Origin of the sequence: Microbacterium sp. MEC084 (assembly GCF_004514465.2) — a bacterium.
Taxonomy (GTDB): Bacteria; Actinomycetota; Actinomycetes; order Actinomycetales; family Microbacteriaceae; genus Microbacterium.
The window spans coordinates 25,871-42,518 of sequence record NZ_MYFP02000011.1; the positions used below are offsets into that span (position 1 = coordinate 25,871).

Below are 16,648 nucleotides of genomic sequence, written 5' to 3' on the forward strand. Positions count from 1 at the left end.
CGACCCTACCCGCGGCGGCCTGCGTGAGCCCTGCGGCTCTCCGGGGTCGAGGCCGGTGGCGGCTTCGTGGGTTGCGACTCGCTTCGCTCGCTCAACCAGCACGGGGGGGGGGGAGCCAGCTCCCCCATGTCCGAGGCTCAGGCCTCGGTGGGCTCCAGCACGAACACCGCGATCCGGCGGTCGGTCTTCTTCTGGTACTCGGCGTAGTCGGGCCACACCTCGACGGCGCGCGCCCACCACTCGTCGTACTCGGCGCCGTCGAGCTCGCGCGCGACGTAGTCGCGCTTGACCGCGCCGTCCTGCAGCTCGACGTGCGGATTCGCGCGCAGGTTGTAGTACCACTGCGGCGGCTTCGGCGCGCCGCCCTTCGACGCCACGACCGCGTAGCGGCCGTCGTGCTCGACGCGCATGAGGGCGGTCTTGCGCAGGCCGCCGCTCTTGGCGCCGACCGTCGTCAGGACGATCACCGGCACCCCGCGCAGCGTGTTCGCCTCGGCGCCGTTCGTTGCTTCGTACGTCTCGGCCTGCGTGCGCGCCCACTCGGCGGTGCTCGGCAGGTACTCCCCGTTCAGCGGCATGGCACCAGGGTATTGCCGATCGCGGGGGCGGGGGCCGGGGTTACGCGGACGGACCGGCCCCGCCTAGCCTGGCGGCATGGCGGGCACGTACAAGACCACTCCCCTGCGCCGGCGGATCGACCGGATCATGGCGGCGCTCGGCAGGCGCGGCCTCGCGCCCGCCGGGATCTCGGCGCTCACCGTGGTGGGGCGCCGCAGCGGCCTGCCGCACACCGTGCCGGTCACCCCGATCACGGTCGACGGCCGCCGCTACATCGTCGCGCCCTACGGCCCCGTGGGCTGGGTCAAGAACATCCGCGCGGCCGGCGAGGCGACGCTCGAGCGCGGGCGCCGTGCGGAGCGCATCCGGGTCGAGGAGCTCCCTCCGGAGGCCGCCGCCCCCGTCCTGCGCGAGTACGTCCGCCTCGTCCCGATCGTGCGCCCGCACGTCGCCGCGGCTCCCGACGCCGACCTCTCGGCCTTCGCGGCGGTCGCGCCGCGGCATCCGGTGTTCGCGATCACCCCCGTCCCCTGATCCCATGTCTCAGTTCGGGTCGGAATCCGGGCCGGATTCCGACCCGAACTGAGACATGCCGGGTCAGGCGGGCCCCGGGGACGACGAAGGCCCCGTCCGAGCGGACGGGGCCTTCGCGGGTGAAGCTGCTGCTTACAGGCTCGAGATGATCTCGCGCATGAGGGCGGCGGTCTCCGACGGGGTCTTGCCGACCTTGACGCCGGCGGCCTCGAGGGCCTCCTTCTTCGCCTGCGCGGTGCCGGCCGAGCCGGACACGATCGCGCCGGCGTGACCCATCGTCTTGCCCTCGGGGGCCGTGAAGCCCGCGACGTAGCCGACGACCGGCTTGGTGACGTTGGCCTTGATGAAGTCGGCCGCGCGCTCCTCGGCGTCGCCGCCGATCTCGCCGATCATCACGATCGCCTTGGTCTCGGGGTCGGCCTCGAACGCCTCGAGCGCGTCGATGTGCGTGGTGCCGATGACCGGGTCGCCGCCGATGCCGATGGCGGTCGAGAAGCCCAGGTCGCGCAGCTCGTACATCATCTGGTAGGTCAGCGTGCCCGACTTCGACACGAGGCCGATCGGGCCCTTGCCCGTGATGTTCGCGGGCGTGATGCCCACGAGCGCCTCGCCCGGCGTGATGATGCCGGGGCAGTTCGGGCCGATGATGCGGGTCTTGTTGCCCTTCGACTGCGCGTAGGCCCACGCCTCGGCGGTGTCGCCGACCGGCACGCCCTCGGTGATCACGACGAGCAGCGGGATCTCGGCGTCGATGGCCTCGATCATCGCGTCCTTCGTGAAGGCCGGGGGAACGAACGCGATCGACACGTCGGCGCCGGTCTTCTCGATGGCCTCGGCGACCGTGCCGAACACGGGCAGGTCCACCTCGCCCTCGTGCGCCGTCTCGTGCGTCACGGTCGAGCCGGCCTTGCGCGCGTTCACGCCGCCGACGATGTTGGTGCCCGCCTTGAGCATGAGCGCCGTGTGCTTGGTGCCCTCGCCGCCGGTGATGCCCTGGACGATGACCTTGGAGTCCTTGTTGAGGTAGATCGACATCTCTCTAGTCCTTATCCGATCCGGGGCTCAGGCGTTCGCCAGCTCGGCGGCCTTGTCGGCGCCCTCATCCATGCCGGAGGCGAGGGTGACGAGCGGGTGGTTCGCGGCGGCGAGGATGGCGCGGCCCTCCTCGACCTGGTTGCCGTCGAGGCGGACGACGAGCGGCTTGGTGGCGTGGTCGCCCAGGATCTCCAGGGCCTTGACGATGCCCTCCGCGACCGCGACGCACGACGTGATGCCGCCGAAGACGTTCACGAAGACGCTCTTGACCTGCTCGTCGCCGAGGATCACGTCGAGGCCGTTGGCCATGACCTGCGCGTTGGCGCCGCCGCCGATGTCGAGGAAGTTGGCGGGCTTCACGCCGCCGTGGTTCTCGCCGGCGTAGGCGACGACGTCGAGGGTCGACATGACCAGACCCGCGCCGTTGCCGATGATGCCGACCTGGCCGTCGAGCTTGACGTAGTTGAGGCCGTTGGCCTTGGCCTTCGCCTCGAGCGGGTCGGCCTCCTCCTTGTCCTCGAGCTCCTCGTGCTCGGGGTGGCGCACCTCGCTCGCGTTGTCGTCGAGCGTGACCTTGCCGTCGAGGGCGATGATGTCGCCGGCGCCCGACAGGATGAGCGGGTTCACCTCGACCAGGGTCGCGTCCTCGCCCTTGTAGACGTCGTAGAGCTTCACGAAGACGTCGGCGACCTTCTCGACGAGGTCCTCGTCGAAGTTCGCGGCCTTGGCGATCTCGATCGCCTTCTCCTTGTCGATGCCCGTGAGCGGGTTCACCTCGACGCGCGCGAGCGCCTCGGGCTTCTCGACCGCGAGCTGCTCGATCTCCATGCCGCCCTCGACGCTGCACAGCGACAGGTACGAGCGGTTGGCGCGGTCCAGCAGCACCGAGAAGTAGAACTCGCGGGCGATGTCCGCGCCCTGCGCGACCATGACGCGCTTGACGACGTGGCCCTTGATGTCGAGGCCGAGGATCGCCTTCGCCGCCTCGTACGCCTCGTCGGGGGTCTTGGCGACCTTCACGCCGCCGGCCTTGCCGCGTCCGCCGGTCTTGACCTGGGCCTTGACCACCACGACGCCGCCGATCTTCTCGGCCGCTGCCTTCACCTCCTCGGGGGTGTCGGCGACGATGCCGGCGAGCACCGGCACCTCGTACTTCTCAAAAAGGTCTCGAGCCTGGTACTCGTACAGGTCCACGTTGCAATCCTTCGGTGGGGCCACGGGAGGAGACTGGACGTCTCGACGTCGAGAGATCTCGACCGAGATCCCAGCCTACTACCGCGTTCCGGGCGCCCGAGCCCGAAGGGGCCCGGCCCATGCGGTCCCCGGATACGCCGAACGCGGCCCGGATCATCCGGAGCCGCGTTCGCGAAGTCTGTGCGGGCCGCTATTTCGAGGTCTTGCTGAAGTGCATCGGCAGCGCCATCGCCAGGCAGATCGCCAGGATGCCCGCCGTGAAGACGACACCCTGCCAGGCCTCGATGTTCAGCGCGACGCCGAACAGCGCCATGCCGCCGAGGAAGAGCAGCAGCGAGATGATGAACATTGAGGACCTCCGTGAAGGCGCTGTCGGGAACCGCTTCCAGTCTAGGGCAATCCGCACCCCGGATCCGGCGGCTCCGGATGGCGGAGACCTCCAAACGACGTGTGCCGCGCGGCCGCCCGTGCCTAGCCTGGCGGCATGGCATCGGAGCTCTTCCCGGGCGAGAACGTCCTCGCCTACGACGTGACATCCCCTCTCGACACCGACTACTACGCCGTGTTCGCCGACGTCGGCGGACCCGACCGGGCGCAGTGGTCGCGGGCCCGCGAGGTCGGCGAGGCGCTCGCGCCCCGCATGGCCGAGGCGTGGGACCGCGCCGAGTACCCGCTCGAGGCGCTCACGGCGCTGGGCGAGGCCGACCTCTACGCCGACGGGGTCGATCACCCGGGCGTCACGCCGATGTCGCCGCTCGCGGCCGGCCTCGTGAACATGGAGCTCTCGCGCGTGGACGGGTCGCTCGGCACGATCCTCGCCGTGCAGGGCGGGCTCGCGCTGCGGACGCTCGCGCTGTTCGGCAGCCCGGAGCAGCAGGAGCGCTGGATGGGCCCGCTGTCGCGCGGCGAGGTCCCCGGCGCATTCGCGCTGACCGAGCCCGACCACGGCTCGGACTCCACGTCGCTCGAGACCACGGCGCGCTGGAGCGACGACGGATGGGTGCTCCGCGGCGCCAAGAAGTGGATCGGCAACGGCGCCTCGGGCGGCGTGACGTTCGTGTGGGCCCGCATCGACCGGGCGGACGACCCGGATCACGGGCAGGTGCGCTGCTTCCTCGTGGAGCAGGACACCCCGGGCTACACGGGCACGGTGATCACGGGCAAGCTCTCGCTGCGGGGCATCCACCAGGCGCACATCGCGCTCGACGACGTGCGCGTGGGCGCCGACGCCGTGCTGCCGGGCGCGCACTCCTTCAAGGACGCCTCGACCGTGCTCTTCGCGACCCGCTCGGGCGTCGCCTGGTCGGCGCTCGGCCACGCGACCGCCTGCTATGAGGCGGCGCTGGCGTACGCGGGGCAGCGCGTGCAGTTCGGCCGTCCGCTCGCGCGGTTCCAGATGGTGCAGGAGCGGCTGACGCAGATGCTGTCGCAGCTCACGGCCATGCAGCTGTACTGCCGGCGCCTCGCCGAGCTCGAGGCGTCGGGCGCGCTGCGCCCCACCCAGGCGTCGCTCGCGAAGTACCACAACACCCGCACGGCGCGGGACATCGCGCGCACCGCGCGCGACCTGCTCGGCGGCAACGGCATCCTGCTCGAGAACCGCGTCATGCAGCACCTCGCCGACATCGAGGCGATCCACACCTACGAGGGCACGGAGAGCGTCCAGGCCCTCCTCATCGGCAGGGACATCACCGGCATGGGGGCATTCGTTTAGAAGCGTCTCGCACGCTCGCGCCGACGCTCCGCGCCGGACACTCGCGAGCGAGGAACGTCGCTGACGCTCCGTTCGGCAGCGCTTCGCGCTGCGATTGGTCGCTTCGCTCCACGCTCGCTTCGCTCGCACGACGGTCGATGACCCGGGCTCGGTGCCGGTCGTTGAGCGGAGCGAAGCGGAGCCGAAACGCCCGAAGCGTGCGCTCGGGTCGAGCCCCCGCCGCGGCGGCAGCGCGTCTGAAAGACTGAGCACATGACGCGCGCCACCGTAGTGGGGAGCGGGCCGAACGGCCTGGCGGCCGCGGTCGCGCTGGCGCGCGCGGGGTACGACGTCACGGTGCTCGAGGCGGCGAAGACGTTCGGCGGCGGCATCCGGACGGCGCAGCTGACGCTGCACGGCTTCCGCCACGACGTGTGCTCGGCCGTGCATCCGGCCGCGCTGACCTCGGAGTTCTTCCGGGCCTTCGGGCTCCACGAGCGGATCGGATGGGTCGTCCCCGACGCGTCGTACGCGCAGCCGCTCGACGGCGGGCGCGCGGCCGTCGCGTGGCGCGACATCGACCGGACGGCCGCCGAGCTCGGCCCGGACGGCCGGGCCTGGCTCGCGATGCTCCGCCCGCTCGCCCGGCACATCGAGGGAGTCCTGGACTTCACGGGCAACCAGCTGCTGCGCGTGCCCCAGGACCCGCGCGCGGCCCTCCGGTTCGGCCTGCGCGCGCTCGAGGCGGGCACGCGGCTCGGTCACCGCACGTTCCGCACGGCCGAGGCCGACGCTCTGCTGAGCGGCGTGCTGGCGCACGCCAACACCCCGCTCCCGTCGCTCGCGAGCGCGGCCGCAGGGCTCATGCTCGCGGCGCTCGCGCACGCCCCCGGCGGCTGGGCCTATCCCATCGGCGGCGCGCAGGCGATCGCCGACGCGCTGGCGGCCGACCTCCACGCGCACGGAGGCCGCATCGAGACCGGGCACCGCGTCCGCGATCTCGCGACGCTCGACTGGGGCGATCCCGCCGCGGGCGACCTGCTGCTGCTCGACACGTCGCCGCGGCTCGCACTGACCCATCCGGATGTGCCCGAGCGCTACGCGCGCGCCGTCCGCGGCTACCGCTACGGCCACGCGGCCGCCAAGGTCGACTTCGCGCTCGAGGGGCCGGTGCCATGGGCGAACCCCGACGTGCATCGCTCCCCCACCGTGCACCTCGGCGGCACGCGCGCGGAGGTGGAGGCGAGCGAGAACACCGTGGCGCGGGGCGAGGTGAGCGACCGCCCGTACGTGCTCGCGGTGCAGCCCTCGGTGCTCGATCCGTCGCGGGCACCCGCCGGCAAGGCGGTGCTGTGGGCCTACATGCACGTGCCGCACGGGTCGCGGCTCGACCCGACCGAGCACATCACGCGGCAGATCGAGCGGTTCGCGCCCGGCTTCCGCGACCGCATCCTCGCCACGCACGCGGTGCCGGCGTCGCGCCGCGAGGCCGAGAACCCGGCCGAGATCGGCGGCGACGTGCTGGGCGGCGACTTCACGCTGTGGCAGGCGGTGCGGCGCCCGGTCGTGTCGACCGCGCCGTGGCGCACGCCCATGAAGGGCGTCTACCTCGCATCGTCGGCGACGCCCCCGGGCCCCGGCGTGAACGGGATGGCCGGCTGGCACGCGGCCCGCACCGCGCTCCGCGACGCGGGCGAGCCCGCCCGCCTGACCGACCTGTTCTGAGGCCCCGCGCCGGCGCCGCGCGCCCGGCGCCCCGCCCCGGCGCCGCGCGCCCCGCCCTCTATCCGCCGAGACTGGTCCCCGGCGACGAGACTGGTGTCGGCGAGACCAGTCTCGTCCCCCGGGACCAGTCGAAGCCGTGCGGCGGGTGGCCGGGGCGCTCACGGGGGCGGCAGGATGTCCCCATGAGCCACGACATCCCCGCGCCCATGCTCGCGAAGGCCGTGTCGGCCATCCCGGATCCGGCGAAGCATCCGGGCGGGCTGATCTTCGAGCCCAAGTGGGATGGGTTCCGCGTGCTGGTGTCGTGGGACGGCGAGAGCGTCGAGCTCGGCTCGCGCGGCGCGAAGCCGCTGACCCCGTACTTCCCCGAGCTGGTCGAGGCGCTGGCGCGCATCCTGCCCGGCCCGTGCCTGATCGACGGCGAGATCGTGATCGCGGTCGGCCCGGAGGGGTCGCAGCGGCTGTCGTGGGACACGCTCTCGCAGCGCATCCACCCCGCCGCGTCGCGCATCGCGAAGCTGTCGACCGAGACCCCGGCGATGCTGATCGCGTTCGACCTGCTGTCGGTCGGCGACGAGTCGCTCATGGACCTGCGCTTCCGCGAACGCCGCGCGCGCCTGGAGGCGCTGCTGCAGGATGCGCCGCACCCCGTGCACCTGACGCGCACGACCGAGGACCCGGAGCTCGCGCAGCGCTGGCTCGAGCAGTTCGAGGGCGCGGGCCTGGATGGGGTGGTCGCCAAGCCCGCCGACCAGCCGTACGCGCCGAACAAGCGCACCATGCTCAAGGTCAAGCACGCCCGCACAGCGGACGTCGTGGCGGTCGGGTACCGCGTCCACAAGAGCGGGCGCGGGGTCGGATCGCTGCTGGTCGGGCTGCACGACGCGTCGGGGACGCTGCACAACGTGGGCGGCGTCTCGGCGTTCAGCGACAAGCGCCGCCTGGAGCTGATCGACGAGCTCGAGCCGCTCGTGGAGCGCGACGAGTCCGGCGAGATCCTGCGGCGCGAGGGCGAGCGCAGCCGCTTCTCGGCGAGCAAGGACGTCTCGTTCGTGCCGCTGCGCCCGGAGCGCGTGCTCGAGGTGCGCTACGACCAGCTCGAGGGCGATCCCTCGCGCTTCGCCCGCTTCCGCCACACGGTGCAGTTCGAGCGCTGGCGCCCCGACCGCGACCCCGCCTCCTGCCGCTTCGACCAGCTCGAGGTCCCCGCGAAGTACGACCTCGCCGACGTGATCAGTTCTTTCTAGGGACGTCTCGCACGCTGCGGGGGTCGCTTCGCTCCACGCTCGCTTCGCTCGCACGACTCTCGATGCCCGAGGGCCCGGTCGTTGAGCGGAGCGAAGCGGAGTCGAAACGCGCTGATGCTCCCCAGCCGGCCGGGATGATCCGGCCACGTTTCGACTCCGGCGCTGGCGCGCCTCCGCTCAACGACCTCAGGGGAGCACCCGGTCGTTGAGCGGAGCGAAGCGGAGTCGAAACGCGCTGATGCTCCCCAGCCGGCCGGGATGATCCGGCCACGTTTCGACTCCGGCGCTGGCGCGCCTCCGCTCAACGACCGGGGGTCGGGCTCAGTCGTCGTGGGGCAGGGGGTGCTTCGGGAGCTTCTTGACGCGCGGGCGGCGCTTCGGGCGCTCGGGGATCATCGAGCGCATCTCCTCGAGCTTGCCCCAGCAGAGCAGCCGGTCCTCGGACTCCAGGATGTACGAGCCCTTCGGGTTCGGGATGACCTGCGGCCCGCGGTGCAGCGTGAGCACCGTGATGTCGCGCTCGCGCAGGCCGGAGTCGGCGAGCTTCTTGCCGACCAGGTCGGCGTCGCCGTGCACGACGAGCTCGGCCACGCCGTAGCCGGTGGAGACCGACAGGCGCTCGCGCACGTCGATCTGCGGGAACGCGACCTGGTTCGCGATGTAGTCGACGATCGCGCCGGCCACGTCGAGCTTCGTCGCGGTCTCGATGCCCTCGAGGCCCGGCGAGGAGTTGACCTCCATGACGAGCGGACCCTCGTCCGACTCGAGCATGTCCACACCGGCGACCTTGAGGCCCATGATCTGCGCGGCGCGCACCGCGGTGCGCTCGTACTCGGCGTCGAGCTCCACGCGCTCCACGGAGCCGCCGCGGTGCACGTTCGAGCGGAACTCGTCGCCCTTCGCCGACCGCCGCATCGCAGCGACGACCCGGTCGCCCACCACGAGGGCGCGGATGTCGCGGCCCTTGGACTCCTTGATGAAGCGCTGGATGAGCACGTTCTGACGCGCCGACTGCAGCGTCTCCACGATCGCCTCGGCGACCTTGATCTCGGGCGCGAGGATCACGCCGATCCCCTGCGTGCCCTCGAGCAGCTTGATCACGACGGGTGCGCCGCCGACGCGCTCGATCGCGGGGATCACGTCGGCGCGGTTGCGCACGAACGCCGTCGCGGGCATGGCGATGTCGTGCCGCGAGAGGATCTGGTTCGCCCGCAGCTTGTCGCGCGCGTTCGCGATCCCGTTGGCGGTGTTGGGCGTGTAGACGTCCATCTGCTCGAACTGCCGCACGACGGCCGTGCCGTAGTAGGTGATCGAGTTGCCGATGCGCGGGATGATCGCGTCGTACTCCGACAGACGGCGCCCCCGGTACTGCAGGTCCGGATCATCGCTGGACAGATCGATCGCGAACCGCAGGGTGTTCAGCACCTTGACCTCGTGGCCGCGATCGAGGGCCGCGGCCTTGAGGCGCTGGGTGCTGTAGGCGCGCGGAGCGCGCGACAAGATGGCGATCTTCACGTGGGGATCCTGTGGTTCCTGATTGGATGGGGGCGTGTCCACTCATCTTCCCCCGTCGGAGAGCGTGCCGACGCACGCCCTCGTCGGGTGGCGCGAGTGGGTGGGTCTTCCCGGCGTCGGGATCGAGTGGCTCAAGGCCAAGGTCGACACCGGCGCGCAGACGTCGTCGCTGCACGCGTTCGGCATGAAGGAGTTCACGCGCGGCGGCGCCTCGTGGGTGCGCTTCGAGGTGCACCCGTGGCAGCGCAGCGCGGACGACGCCGTCAAGCTCGAGCTGCCCGTGCACGACCGCCGCCGCGTGCGCAGCTCGTCGGGCCACGCCGAGAAGCGGGTCGTCGTGCTGCTGGATGTGCGCCTGCACGACCAGGTCATCCCGACCGAGATCACGCTGACGCGCCGCGACGCCATGGGCTTCCGGATGCTCGTCGGCCGCGAGCTGCTCGCCAAGGGGTTCCTGGTCGACTCGGCCGCCTCGTACCTGGGCGGCAAGCCGCCGCGGGCCGTGCGCCGCGCGAACAAGCGGCCCCCGGGCGAGGAGCACCCGCACTGGCCGCACCGCCGCCGCAGCGACGGCTGACGCGGCACCGCCGGTCAGTCGCCGATCCGATTGCCCTCGGCGTCCCAGTTCTCGGCGACCTTCTTGCTGGGCTGCACGCGCGGCGGCTCCCCCGGCATCTTGGGGAACTCGGGCGGGAACGGCATCTCACCGAGCCCGTTCTCGAGGTCGCGCTCCCACCACTGGAGCAGCGTGTCGATGCGGCCGGGACTGTCCTGGATGCCCGCCCACGGATCGCCCTGCGCCAGCCGCTCCGGGATGGTGCGCACCGTGAACCGCTTCGGGTCGACGTCGTCGACCTCGTCCCAGTGGAGCGGCGTCGAGACCGGGGCGTGCGGCAGCGCGCGGGGGCTGTAGGCGCCCGCCATCGTGCGGTCGCGGTTGGCCTGGTTGAAGTCGACGAACACGCGCTCGCCGCGCTCCTCCTTCCACCAGGCCGTGGTGACGCGATCCGGCATCCGGCGCTCCAGCTCGCGGCCCGCCGCGATCACGGCGTGACGCACGTCGAGGAACTCCCACTCCGGCACGATCGGGCAGAACACGTGGAGCCCGCGGTTGCCGCTGGTCTTGATCCACGCCTCGAGTCCCGCCTCGCGCAGCACCTCGCGCAGCGCGTGCGCGGCCGGGATGGCCTCCTTCACGCCCGTGCCGGGCTGCGGGTCGAGGTCGATGCGCAGCTCGACCGGGTTGTCGGTCACCGGCACGCGCGACGCCCAGGGGTGGAACACGACCGTGTTCATCTGCACGGCCCACACGATCGCGGCGGGCTCCGTGAGGACGATCTGCGGATGCCGCCGCCCGCTGTTGTAGGTGACGGTCTCGGCCTCGACGAACGACGGCGTGCCCTTGGGCGGGTTCTTGGAGAAGAACATCTCGCCCCCGACGGCGTCGGGGTAGCGCTCGAGCGACACGGGCCGATGGCCGTTGTGCGCGAGGAACGCCTCGCTCACCGTCACCGCGTAGTCGGCGAGCTCGCGCTTGGTGATGCCGAGCTCGGGCCACAGCACGCGGTTCGGGCTCGAGAGCCCCACCTCGCGGTCGCCGTCCGGTCCGGGGATGGTCAGCGTGATGCGTTCGGACGCCATGCCGTCACCCTACGCAGAGGAGCGCCCCGCGCGGTACGGGGTTGACCTCGGCCCCTGACAACACGTGCTGTGAGCGGCGACACGTCGTCCGCGCGCTCAGATCGCGTGTCCCCGGTGACGACACGTGTTGTGAGGCCGGGGGCGGTGGCTCAGTCGCCGTCGGCGTCGGATGCCGGGGCGTCGGGCGCGGACGCCGGCTCGGCCGTCTGCGCCGACTCCCTGGCCTGCTCGGCGCCGGCCTTGCGCTCCGCGTCGGCGCGATCGGCCTCGGCGGCGAGCGCGATGACGGGCGCGAGCTCCTCGCGCGTGAGCGTCATGAGCGGGCCCGCGGGATCGATGATGATGCCGCCCACGGAGTCGTGGTCGCGCAGGATCTGCCCGATCTTCGCGACCGAGAGCGGCAGGGCGCGCTCCTCGCGGCCCTGCGCGGCGACCTCGAGCGGGTGCGAGTACACCTGCAGCAGCCGCGTGCCGTCGGCGAGGCGCGCTTCGGCGATCCCGAGCTTGCCCTCGTCCTGCGGTGCCTTGCCGATCGCGACCCACAGCGGCACGCCCTCGGCGAGCAGCGTCGCGATGCGGTGCGGGGTGTCGGCCTCGCGCGGCGCGGCGATCGCGGCCTTCAGGCGCATGGCCGGGTCGGCCTGCTCGAGCGCCCGCACGAGCACCTCGCGCGGCAGCACGGCTCGCGCCGGCGCCGAGTTGTTGTCGACGATGATGCCCGCGAAGTCCTGCTCGACCAGGTGCTTCAGGATGGCGCCGACCGGCTGGCCGACCGCCGACGTGGAGGCGTCGCCGTCGGCCCGCACCGCGTCGTGCAGCGCCTTGCCCGAGCTGAACACGAGCATGTAGGTGCGGTCGCCGTCGCGCGCGATGCCGAACGACAGGCGCCCGTCGCCCTGCTGCAGCTGCTCGCGCGCATTGCCCTGCACGCGCAGGAACAGGTGGCCGTGCATCATCTGCCGCACGACGCCGATCAGCTGCGCGCCCGTCGGGTTCGCGGGCAGCGCCGCGAGCGCGTCGCGCAGCAGCGCGTTGTCGCGCAGGCCGGGGACCGTCTCGAGCTTCTCGGGCGGCGCGGCCGGCGCCAGCGGCAGCTCGCGCGGCGCGGGGGCGGCAGGCTTGGCCGTGCCGGGCTTCAGGGTGTCGTTCGGGGTCGGGATGCTCGGGTCGCGGCGCGGCTGGTCGGCGGGCGGCGGCGCGACCTCGGGCCCGGCGGGCCCGCCCAGTCCGCGGAACGACGACATCGAGATGCCGACCTGCGGCGCCGCGTCGGCGGCAGGCGCCTCGGACGCCTCTGCCGCGGGTGCGTCAGCCGGGGCCTCCGGAGCCGGGGCCTGCGATTCGACCGCGCTGTCCTCGGCGGAAGCCTCGGCGGCCGTCTGGTCGTCGCTCTTCTTCTTCCTGGAGAACAGTCCCATGCGCTCAGCCTACGTGCCGCCCGCGGCCGCCTCAGGGGGTTGCGCTCCCCGTGACGATGCGCAACGTCGCGCGGCTGCGCTGGGTAGCGTGGCAGGATGCCCGCCTTCCCGTCGACGATCGCGCGCCCCGTCTCGCACGAGCTGGAGATCAGGAAGTCACGGTTCCTGACCCACGCGGCGCCAGTGGGATCCGTCGCGGACGCTGAGGCCGTGATCGCGGACATCCGGAAGCGGCACTGGGATGCCCGCCACAACTGCACGGCGATGATCACCGGGCTGCGCGGCGAGCAGGCGCGGTCGAACGACGACGGCGAGCCGTCGGGCACGGCGGGCGTGCCGATGCTCGAGGTGCTGCGGCAGCGGCGGCTGACCGACCTCGTCGTGGTGGTGACCCGGTACTTCGGCGGCATCAAGCTCGGCGCGGGCGGGCTCGTGCGCGCGTACTCGTCCGCGGTGTCCGAGTGCCTGGACGCCGCGCAGCTCGTCGAGCGCCGCGAGCTCACCGAGGCGCTGCTCACGGTGGATCACGCCGACGCCGGCCGCCTGGACAACCTGCTGCGCGACTGGGCGGCCGGCCACGGCGGCACCCTGGGCGACACCGACTACGCGGGGCAGGCGACCCTGCGCGTCTGGCTCCCGGCCGACGCGCTGCCCGACCTGACCGATGCGGCCGCCGCGTGGACGGCCGGCGCCCTCACGCCCGAGCGAGGGGCGACCCGGATCGTCGACGTCCCCGCGTAGCGCGCGCATCGACGCCGCTTCGCGGCATTGATCCGCACCACGTCAAAGCTTGGTGATCGGGGCGATCTTGATGAGCAGCTTCTTCGCCCCCGCGGAGTCGAATCGCACGTGCGCGATCCGCTTCGCGCCCTCGCCCGTGACGGCGTCGACGCGGCCCTCGCCGAAGTCGTCGTGCCGGATGCGGTCGCCCGGCGCGAGCTCGAGGTCGCCGTTGTCGCGCACCTTGTTGGTGACCATGCCGGGGAACTTGTCCATCGCGGTCGACTTCGGCTTGAGGCCCGAGCCCGGCCCGAGAGGCTTGACTCCCCATCGGTCCGACCCGCCGGGCCGCCGCGCGTTCAGCGCGCGCGACTGCGTGCCGCCGCGCGAGTTGACGTCGCCGGGCGACTGGCGCCAGTCGATCAGGTCGACCGGGATCTCCTGCAGGAACCGGCTGGGCATCGCGACCGACACCTCGCCGAACTGCGCGCGCGTCATGGCGAGCGACAGGTACAGGCGCTTGCGGGCGCGCGTGATGCCGACGTAGAACAGCCGACGCTCCTCCTGCGGGCCGCCCGGCTCGTTCGCCGAGATGCGGTGCGGGATGAGGTCCTCCTCGACGCCCGTGAGGAACACGGTGTCGAACTCGAGGCCCTTCGCGGTGTGCAGCGTCATGAGCGACACCGATCCCGACTCGTCGTCGAGGTCGTCGCTGTCGGCGACCAGCGCGACCTCGGTGAGGAAGTCGAGCACGGTGCCCTCGGGGTTGTTCCGCGCGAACTCGCGCGTCACGGCGACGAGCTCGTCGAGGTTCTCGACGCGGGCCTCGTCCTGCGGGTCGCGGCTCGCGCGCAGCGCATCCAGGTACCCGGTCTTGTTCAGCAGCACCTGCAGGCCCTCGGCGACCGAGATCGGCTCGGGCTGCTCGCCCGACGAGGGCAGCAGGATCTCCTGCGCCTCGACCAGCACGTTGTGCAGCTGCGCGATCGCGCCCTGGATCTTCGGCCCGAACCCGAGGTCTGCGTAGTGCCCGAGCGCGTCGCGGAACGTGATGCCGTGCCGCTCCGCGAACGACGAGATGGTCTCGACCGTCACGTCTCCGATGCCGCGCCGCGGCTTGTTGATGATGCGGCGCAGCGCCATCTCGTCGGCCGGGTTGGCGACCGCCACGAGGTACGCGAGCGCGTCCTTGATCTCCTGGCGCTCGTAGAACTTCGTGCCGCCCATGATCTTGTACGGCACGGCCGAGCGGATGAAGATCTCCTCCAGTGCCCGGGACTGCGAGTTGGTGCGGTAGAACACCGCCATCTGGCCGTAGTCGACGCCCTTGCGGCGCAGCGCCTCGATCTCGTCGGCCACGAACTGCGCCTCGTCGTGCTGCGAGTAGCCGGTGAAGCCGACGACCTTCTCGCCGTCGCCCTGGTCGCTCCAGAGGCGCTTTTCCTTGCGGTCGAAGTTGTTCCGGATGACCGAGTTCGCCGCCGTCAGGATGTTCTGCGTCGAGCGGTAGTTCTGCTCGAGCAGCACGACCTTGGCGCCCGGGAAGTCGCGCTCGAACTCGCTGATGTTGCGGATGTCCGCCCCGCGGAACGCGTAGATCGACTGATCCGAGTCGCCGACGACCGTGAGCGATGCACCCTCGGCCTCGTCCATGAGGGCGAGCATGCCGCCGCCGACATCCGTCTGCGACGAGACGGGCCGCGTCAGCTCGTGGATGAGCGCGTACTGCGCGTGGTTGGTGTCCTGGTACTCGTCGACCAGGATGTGCCGGAACCGCTTGCGGTAGACGTCGGCCACCTGCGGGAACGCGCGGAACAGGTACACGGTCTGCGCGATCAGGTCGTCGAAGTCGAACGCGTTCGCCCGCTGCAGCTGGCGCTGGTAGTCCGCGAACAGCTCCACGAACATCCGCTCGACGGGGTCGCTCATGTTCGCGTCGCGCGCGTACGACTCGGCGTCGGCCAGCTCGTTCTTGAGCTTGGAGATCTTCGACTGCACCGCGGCCGGCGTGAGGCCGAGCGCGTCGGCCTCGTGCTCCTTGACGAGCCGCTTGATGAGCGCGCGGGAGTCGCCCGAGTCGTAGATCGTGAACGCCTTGGTGAAGCCGAACTGGTCCGCCTCGCGGCGCAGGATGCGCACGCAGGCCGAGTGGAACGTCGAGATCCACATGCCGCGCGCGCTGTCGCCGACTAGCTGCTCGACGCGCTCGCGCATCTCGCCGGCGGCCTTGTTGGTGAACGTGATCGCGAGGATCTGGCTCGGCCACGCCTCGCGGCTGCGCAGCAGCGACGCGATGCGGTGGGTCAGCACGCGGGTCTTGCCGGATCCGGCGCCCGCCACGATCAGGAGGGCGGGGCCGCGGTACTCGACCGCCTCGCGCTGCTGCGGGTTGAGGCCGTCGAGCAGCTCGTCGGCGCTGGATCGGGGGCCCTGGGGACCGGATCCGCCGCTGACGATGATGGGGGTGGAGGCGTCGGTCATGGCCCTTCGAGTCTAGGCGGCGCGGCCGACACCGAGCTGGCCCGCCCACAGGGCGCGACCCGTTACGCAAGCGATACCGGCGCATGCGAAGCACTGCGCTCCCCCGGTGCAATACCTGGTGAACGGCCCCGCCGGGGCCCCGCACCGCAAGGGAACGCCATGAACCGCACACGCGCCGGTCTCGCGACCGCGTTCGCCCTCGTCCTGCTGCTGCCGGCGTGCGCGACGCCCGTCGGCGCCGGAGCCGCGCCATCCGGATCGCCGTCCGCGACCCCGGAGCCGACCGCCACGGAGCCGACCCCGGAGCCGACCCCGGACGCGCCCGCGGCCGAACCGACGTCCGCGCCCGAGCCGCCGCAGACCGAGGAGCCCGCGGCCGACGACCCGGATGACCCCGCCACCTGGCGGATCACCACGAGCCGCATCGGCCCGATCGCGCTCGGCGACGACATCGACGACGTCGCGGCGCTGCTCGGGGTCGAGACCTACACCGCCGCGGAGTACATGGTGGGCTGCTCCGGGATCACCGCCTACCGCGTGGGCGACTTCGTGCTGTCGGCGGCCGGCACGGACGGCACCGCGCGGACGATCGGCCTCCAGCTCACCGAGGGACGGGACGCCCCGGCCTCCGGCCCGCGGACCGCGGACGGCATCCGGCTCGGCACGGCGAACGCCGAGGTGGCGGCGATCCGCGGCCCGTACACCCACCCCTCGTTCGGCGGGGGCGGCGGCGTCACCTGGGAGCAGCGCGACGCGGACGGCGCGTCGCTCGCGATCAGCTGGGCCTACGCCTCGGGCGACGAGGTGCCCGACGGCCGGATCGACCTCTTCCTGACGCACCGGCAGCCGGAGGGCGGCTTCCCGCCCTGCATCGACTGACCCTGCAC

Annotated in this window: 15 protein-coding genes; 7 read left to right on the forward strand and 8 right to left on the reverse strand. The window is 72.1% G+C overall.

Going from position 1 to position 16,648, the window contains the following annotated elements; genetic code table 11:
* Positions 1 to 137 precede the first annotated feature (137 nt).
* A complete protein-coding gene (locus tag B5M43_RS10340) occupies positions 138 to 578 on the reverse strand; it encodes a nitroreductase family deazaflavin-dependent oxidoreductase (RefSeq protein ID WP_055992402.1) in 441 nt (146 codons plus the stop codon).
* Positions 579 to 654: 76 nt separating this feature from the next.
* On the opposite strand from B5M43_RS10340, the gene B5M43_RS10345 reads away from it, so the two are divergent.
* Entirely contained in the window at positions 655 to 1,092 is a 438-nt protein-coding gene (locus B5M43_RS10345) for a nitroreductase family deazaflavin-dependent oxidoreductase (protein ID WP_055992399.1), read from the forward strand.
* A gap of 132 nt (positions 1,093 to 1,224) precedes the next feature.
* Here the strand turns inward: B5M43_RS10345 and sucD are convergent, their stop codons facing one another.
* The 3 genes from sucD to B5M43_RS10360 form a co-directional block, all read right to left on the reverse strand.
* Positions 1,225 to 2,127: a succinate--CoA ligase subunit alpha gene (gene sucD, locus B5M43_RS10350; protein ID WP_055992396.1), complete on the reverse strand. Its 903-nt coding sequence runs from the start codon at positions 2,125 to 2,127 to the stop codon at positions 1,225 to 1,227.
* Between the two features lie 27 nt (positions 2,128 to 2,154).
* Entirely contained in the window at positions 2,155 to 3,321 is a 1,167-nt protein-coding gene (gene sucC / locus B5M43_RS10355; RefSeq protein ID WP_055992393.1) for an ADP-forming succinate--CoA ligase subunit beta, read from the reverse strand.
* 190 nt (positions 3,322 to 3,511) lie between these two features.
* A complete protein-coding gene (locus tag B5M43_RS10360) occupies positions 3,512 to 3,670 on the reverse strand; it encodes a hypothetical protein (protein ID WP_156377179.1) in 159 nt (52 codons plus the stop codon).
* A 135-nt stretch (positions 3,671 to 3,805) separates the two neighbouring features.
* Between B5M43_RS10360 and B5M43_RS10365 the strand changes: the two genes are divergently transcribed.
* The 3 genes from B5M43_RS10365 (at position 3,806) to B5M43_RS10375 (ending at position 7,986) form a co-directional block, all read left to right on the forward strand.
* Positions 3,806 to 5,035, forward strand: coding sequence for an acyl-CoA dehydrogenase family protein (locus B5M43_RS10365; protein ID WP_134747162.1), 1,230 nt, complete (start codon positions 3,806 to 3,808; stop codon positions 5,033 to 5,035).
* A 252-nt stretch (positions 5,036 to 5,287) separates the two neighbouring features.
* On the forward strand, positions 5,288 to 6,739 hold the full coding sequence (locus tag B5M43_RS10370; RefSeq protein ID WP_134747164.1) for an NAD(P)/FAD-dependent oxidoreductase: 1,452 nt from the start codon (positions 5,288 to 5,290) through the stop codon (positions 6,737 to 6,739).
* A 182-nt stretch (positions 6,740 to 6,921) separates the two neighbouring features.
* A complete protein-coding gene (locus B5M43_RS10375) occupies positions 6,922 to 7,986 on the forward strand; it encodes an ATP-dependent DNA ligase (protein ID WP_134747166.1) in 1,065 nt (354 codons plus the stop codon).
* 321 nt (positions 7,987 to 8,307) lie between these two features.
* Here B5M43_RS10375 and rimK read toward each other — a convergent pair whose 3' ends face one another.
* Complete coding sequence (gene rimK, locus B5M43_RS10380; protein ID WP_134746029.1) at positions 8,308 to 9,501, reverse strand: 30S ribosomal protein S6--L-glutamate ligase; 1,194 nt, start codon at positions 9,499 to 9,501, stop codon at positions 8,308 to 8,310.
* A gap of 34 nt (positions 9,502 to 9,535) precedes the next feature.
* Here rimK and B5M43_RS10385 point away from each other — a divergent pair, with 34 nt between their 5' ends.
* A complete protein-coding gene (locus B5M43_RS10385) occupies positions 9,536 to 10,078 on the forward strand; it encodes a RimK/LysX family protein (protein WP_055992378.1) in 543 nt (180 codons plus the stop codon).
* Positions 10,079 to 10,092: 14 nt separating this feature from the next.
* On the opposite strand, the gene ligD is transcribed toward B5M43_RS10385, so the two are convergent.
* A complete protein-coding gene (gene ligD / locus B5M43_RS10390; RefSeq protein ID WP_055992375.1) occupies positions 10,093 to 11,142 on the reverse strand; it encodes a non-homologous end-joining DNA ligase in 1,050 nt (349 codons plus the stop codon).
* A gap of 149 nt (positions 11,143 to 11,291) precedes the next feature.
* Positions 11,292 to 12,560 carry an SseB family protein gene (locus B5M43_RS10395; RefSeq protein WP_134746028.1) on the reverse strand — a complete coding sequence of 423 codons (1,269 nt, stop codon included), beginning with the start codon at positions 12,558 to 12,560 and terminating at the stop codon, positions 11,292 to 11,294.
* A gap of 96 nt (positions 12,561 to 12,656) precedes the next feature.
* Here B5M43_RS10395 and B5M43_RS10400 point away from each other — a divergent pair, with 96 nt between their 5' ends.
* Positions 12,657 to 13,301, forward strand: a complete 645-nt coding sequence (locus tag B5M43_RS10400; protein WP_134746027.1) for a YigZ family protein — start codon at positions 12,657 to 12,659, stop codon at positions 13,299 to 13,301.
* A gap of 42 nt (positions 13,302 to 13,343) precedes the next feature.
* On the opposite strand, the gene B5M43_RS10405 is transcribed toward B5M43_RS10400, so the two are convergent.
* Positions 13,344 to 15,761, reverse strand: coding sequence for an ATP-dependent helicase (locus tag B5M43_RS10405; protein ID WP_134746026.1), 2,418 nt, complete (start codon positions 15,759 to 15,761; stop codon positions 13,344 to 13,346).
* Between the two features lie 159 nt (positions 15,762 to 15,920).
* Between B5M43_RS10405 and B5M43_RS10410 the strand changes: the two genes are divergently transcribed.
* Positions 15,921 to 16,640, forward strand: coding sequence for a hypothetical protein (locus B5M43_RS10410; RefSeq protein WP_134746025.1), 720 nt, complete (start codon positions 15,921 to 15,923; stop codon positions 16,638 to 16,640).
* The last annotated feature ends 8 nt before the right edge of the window (positions 16,641 to 16,648 follow it).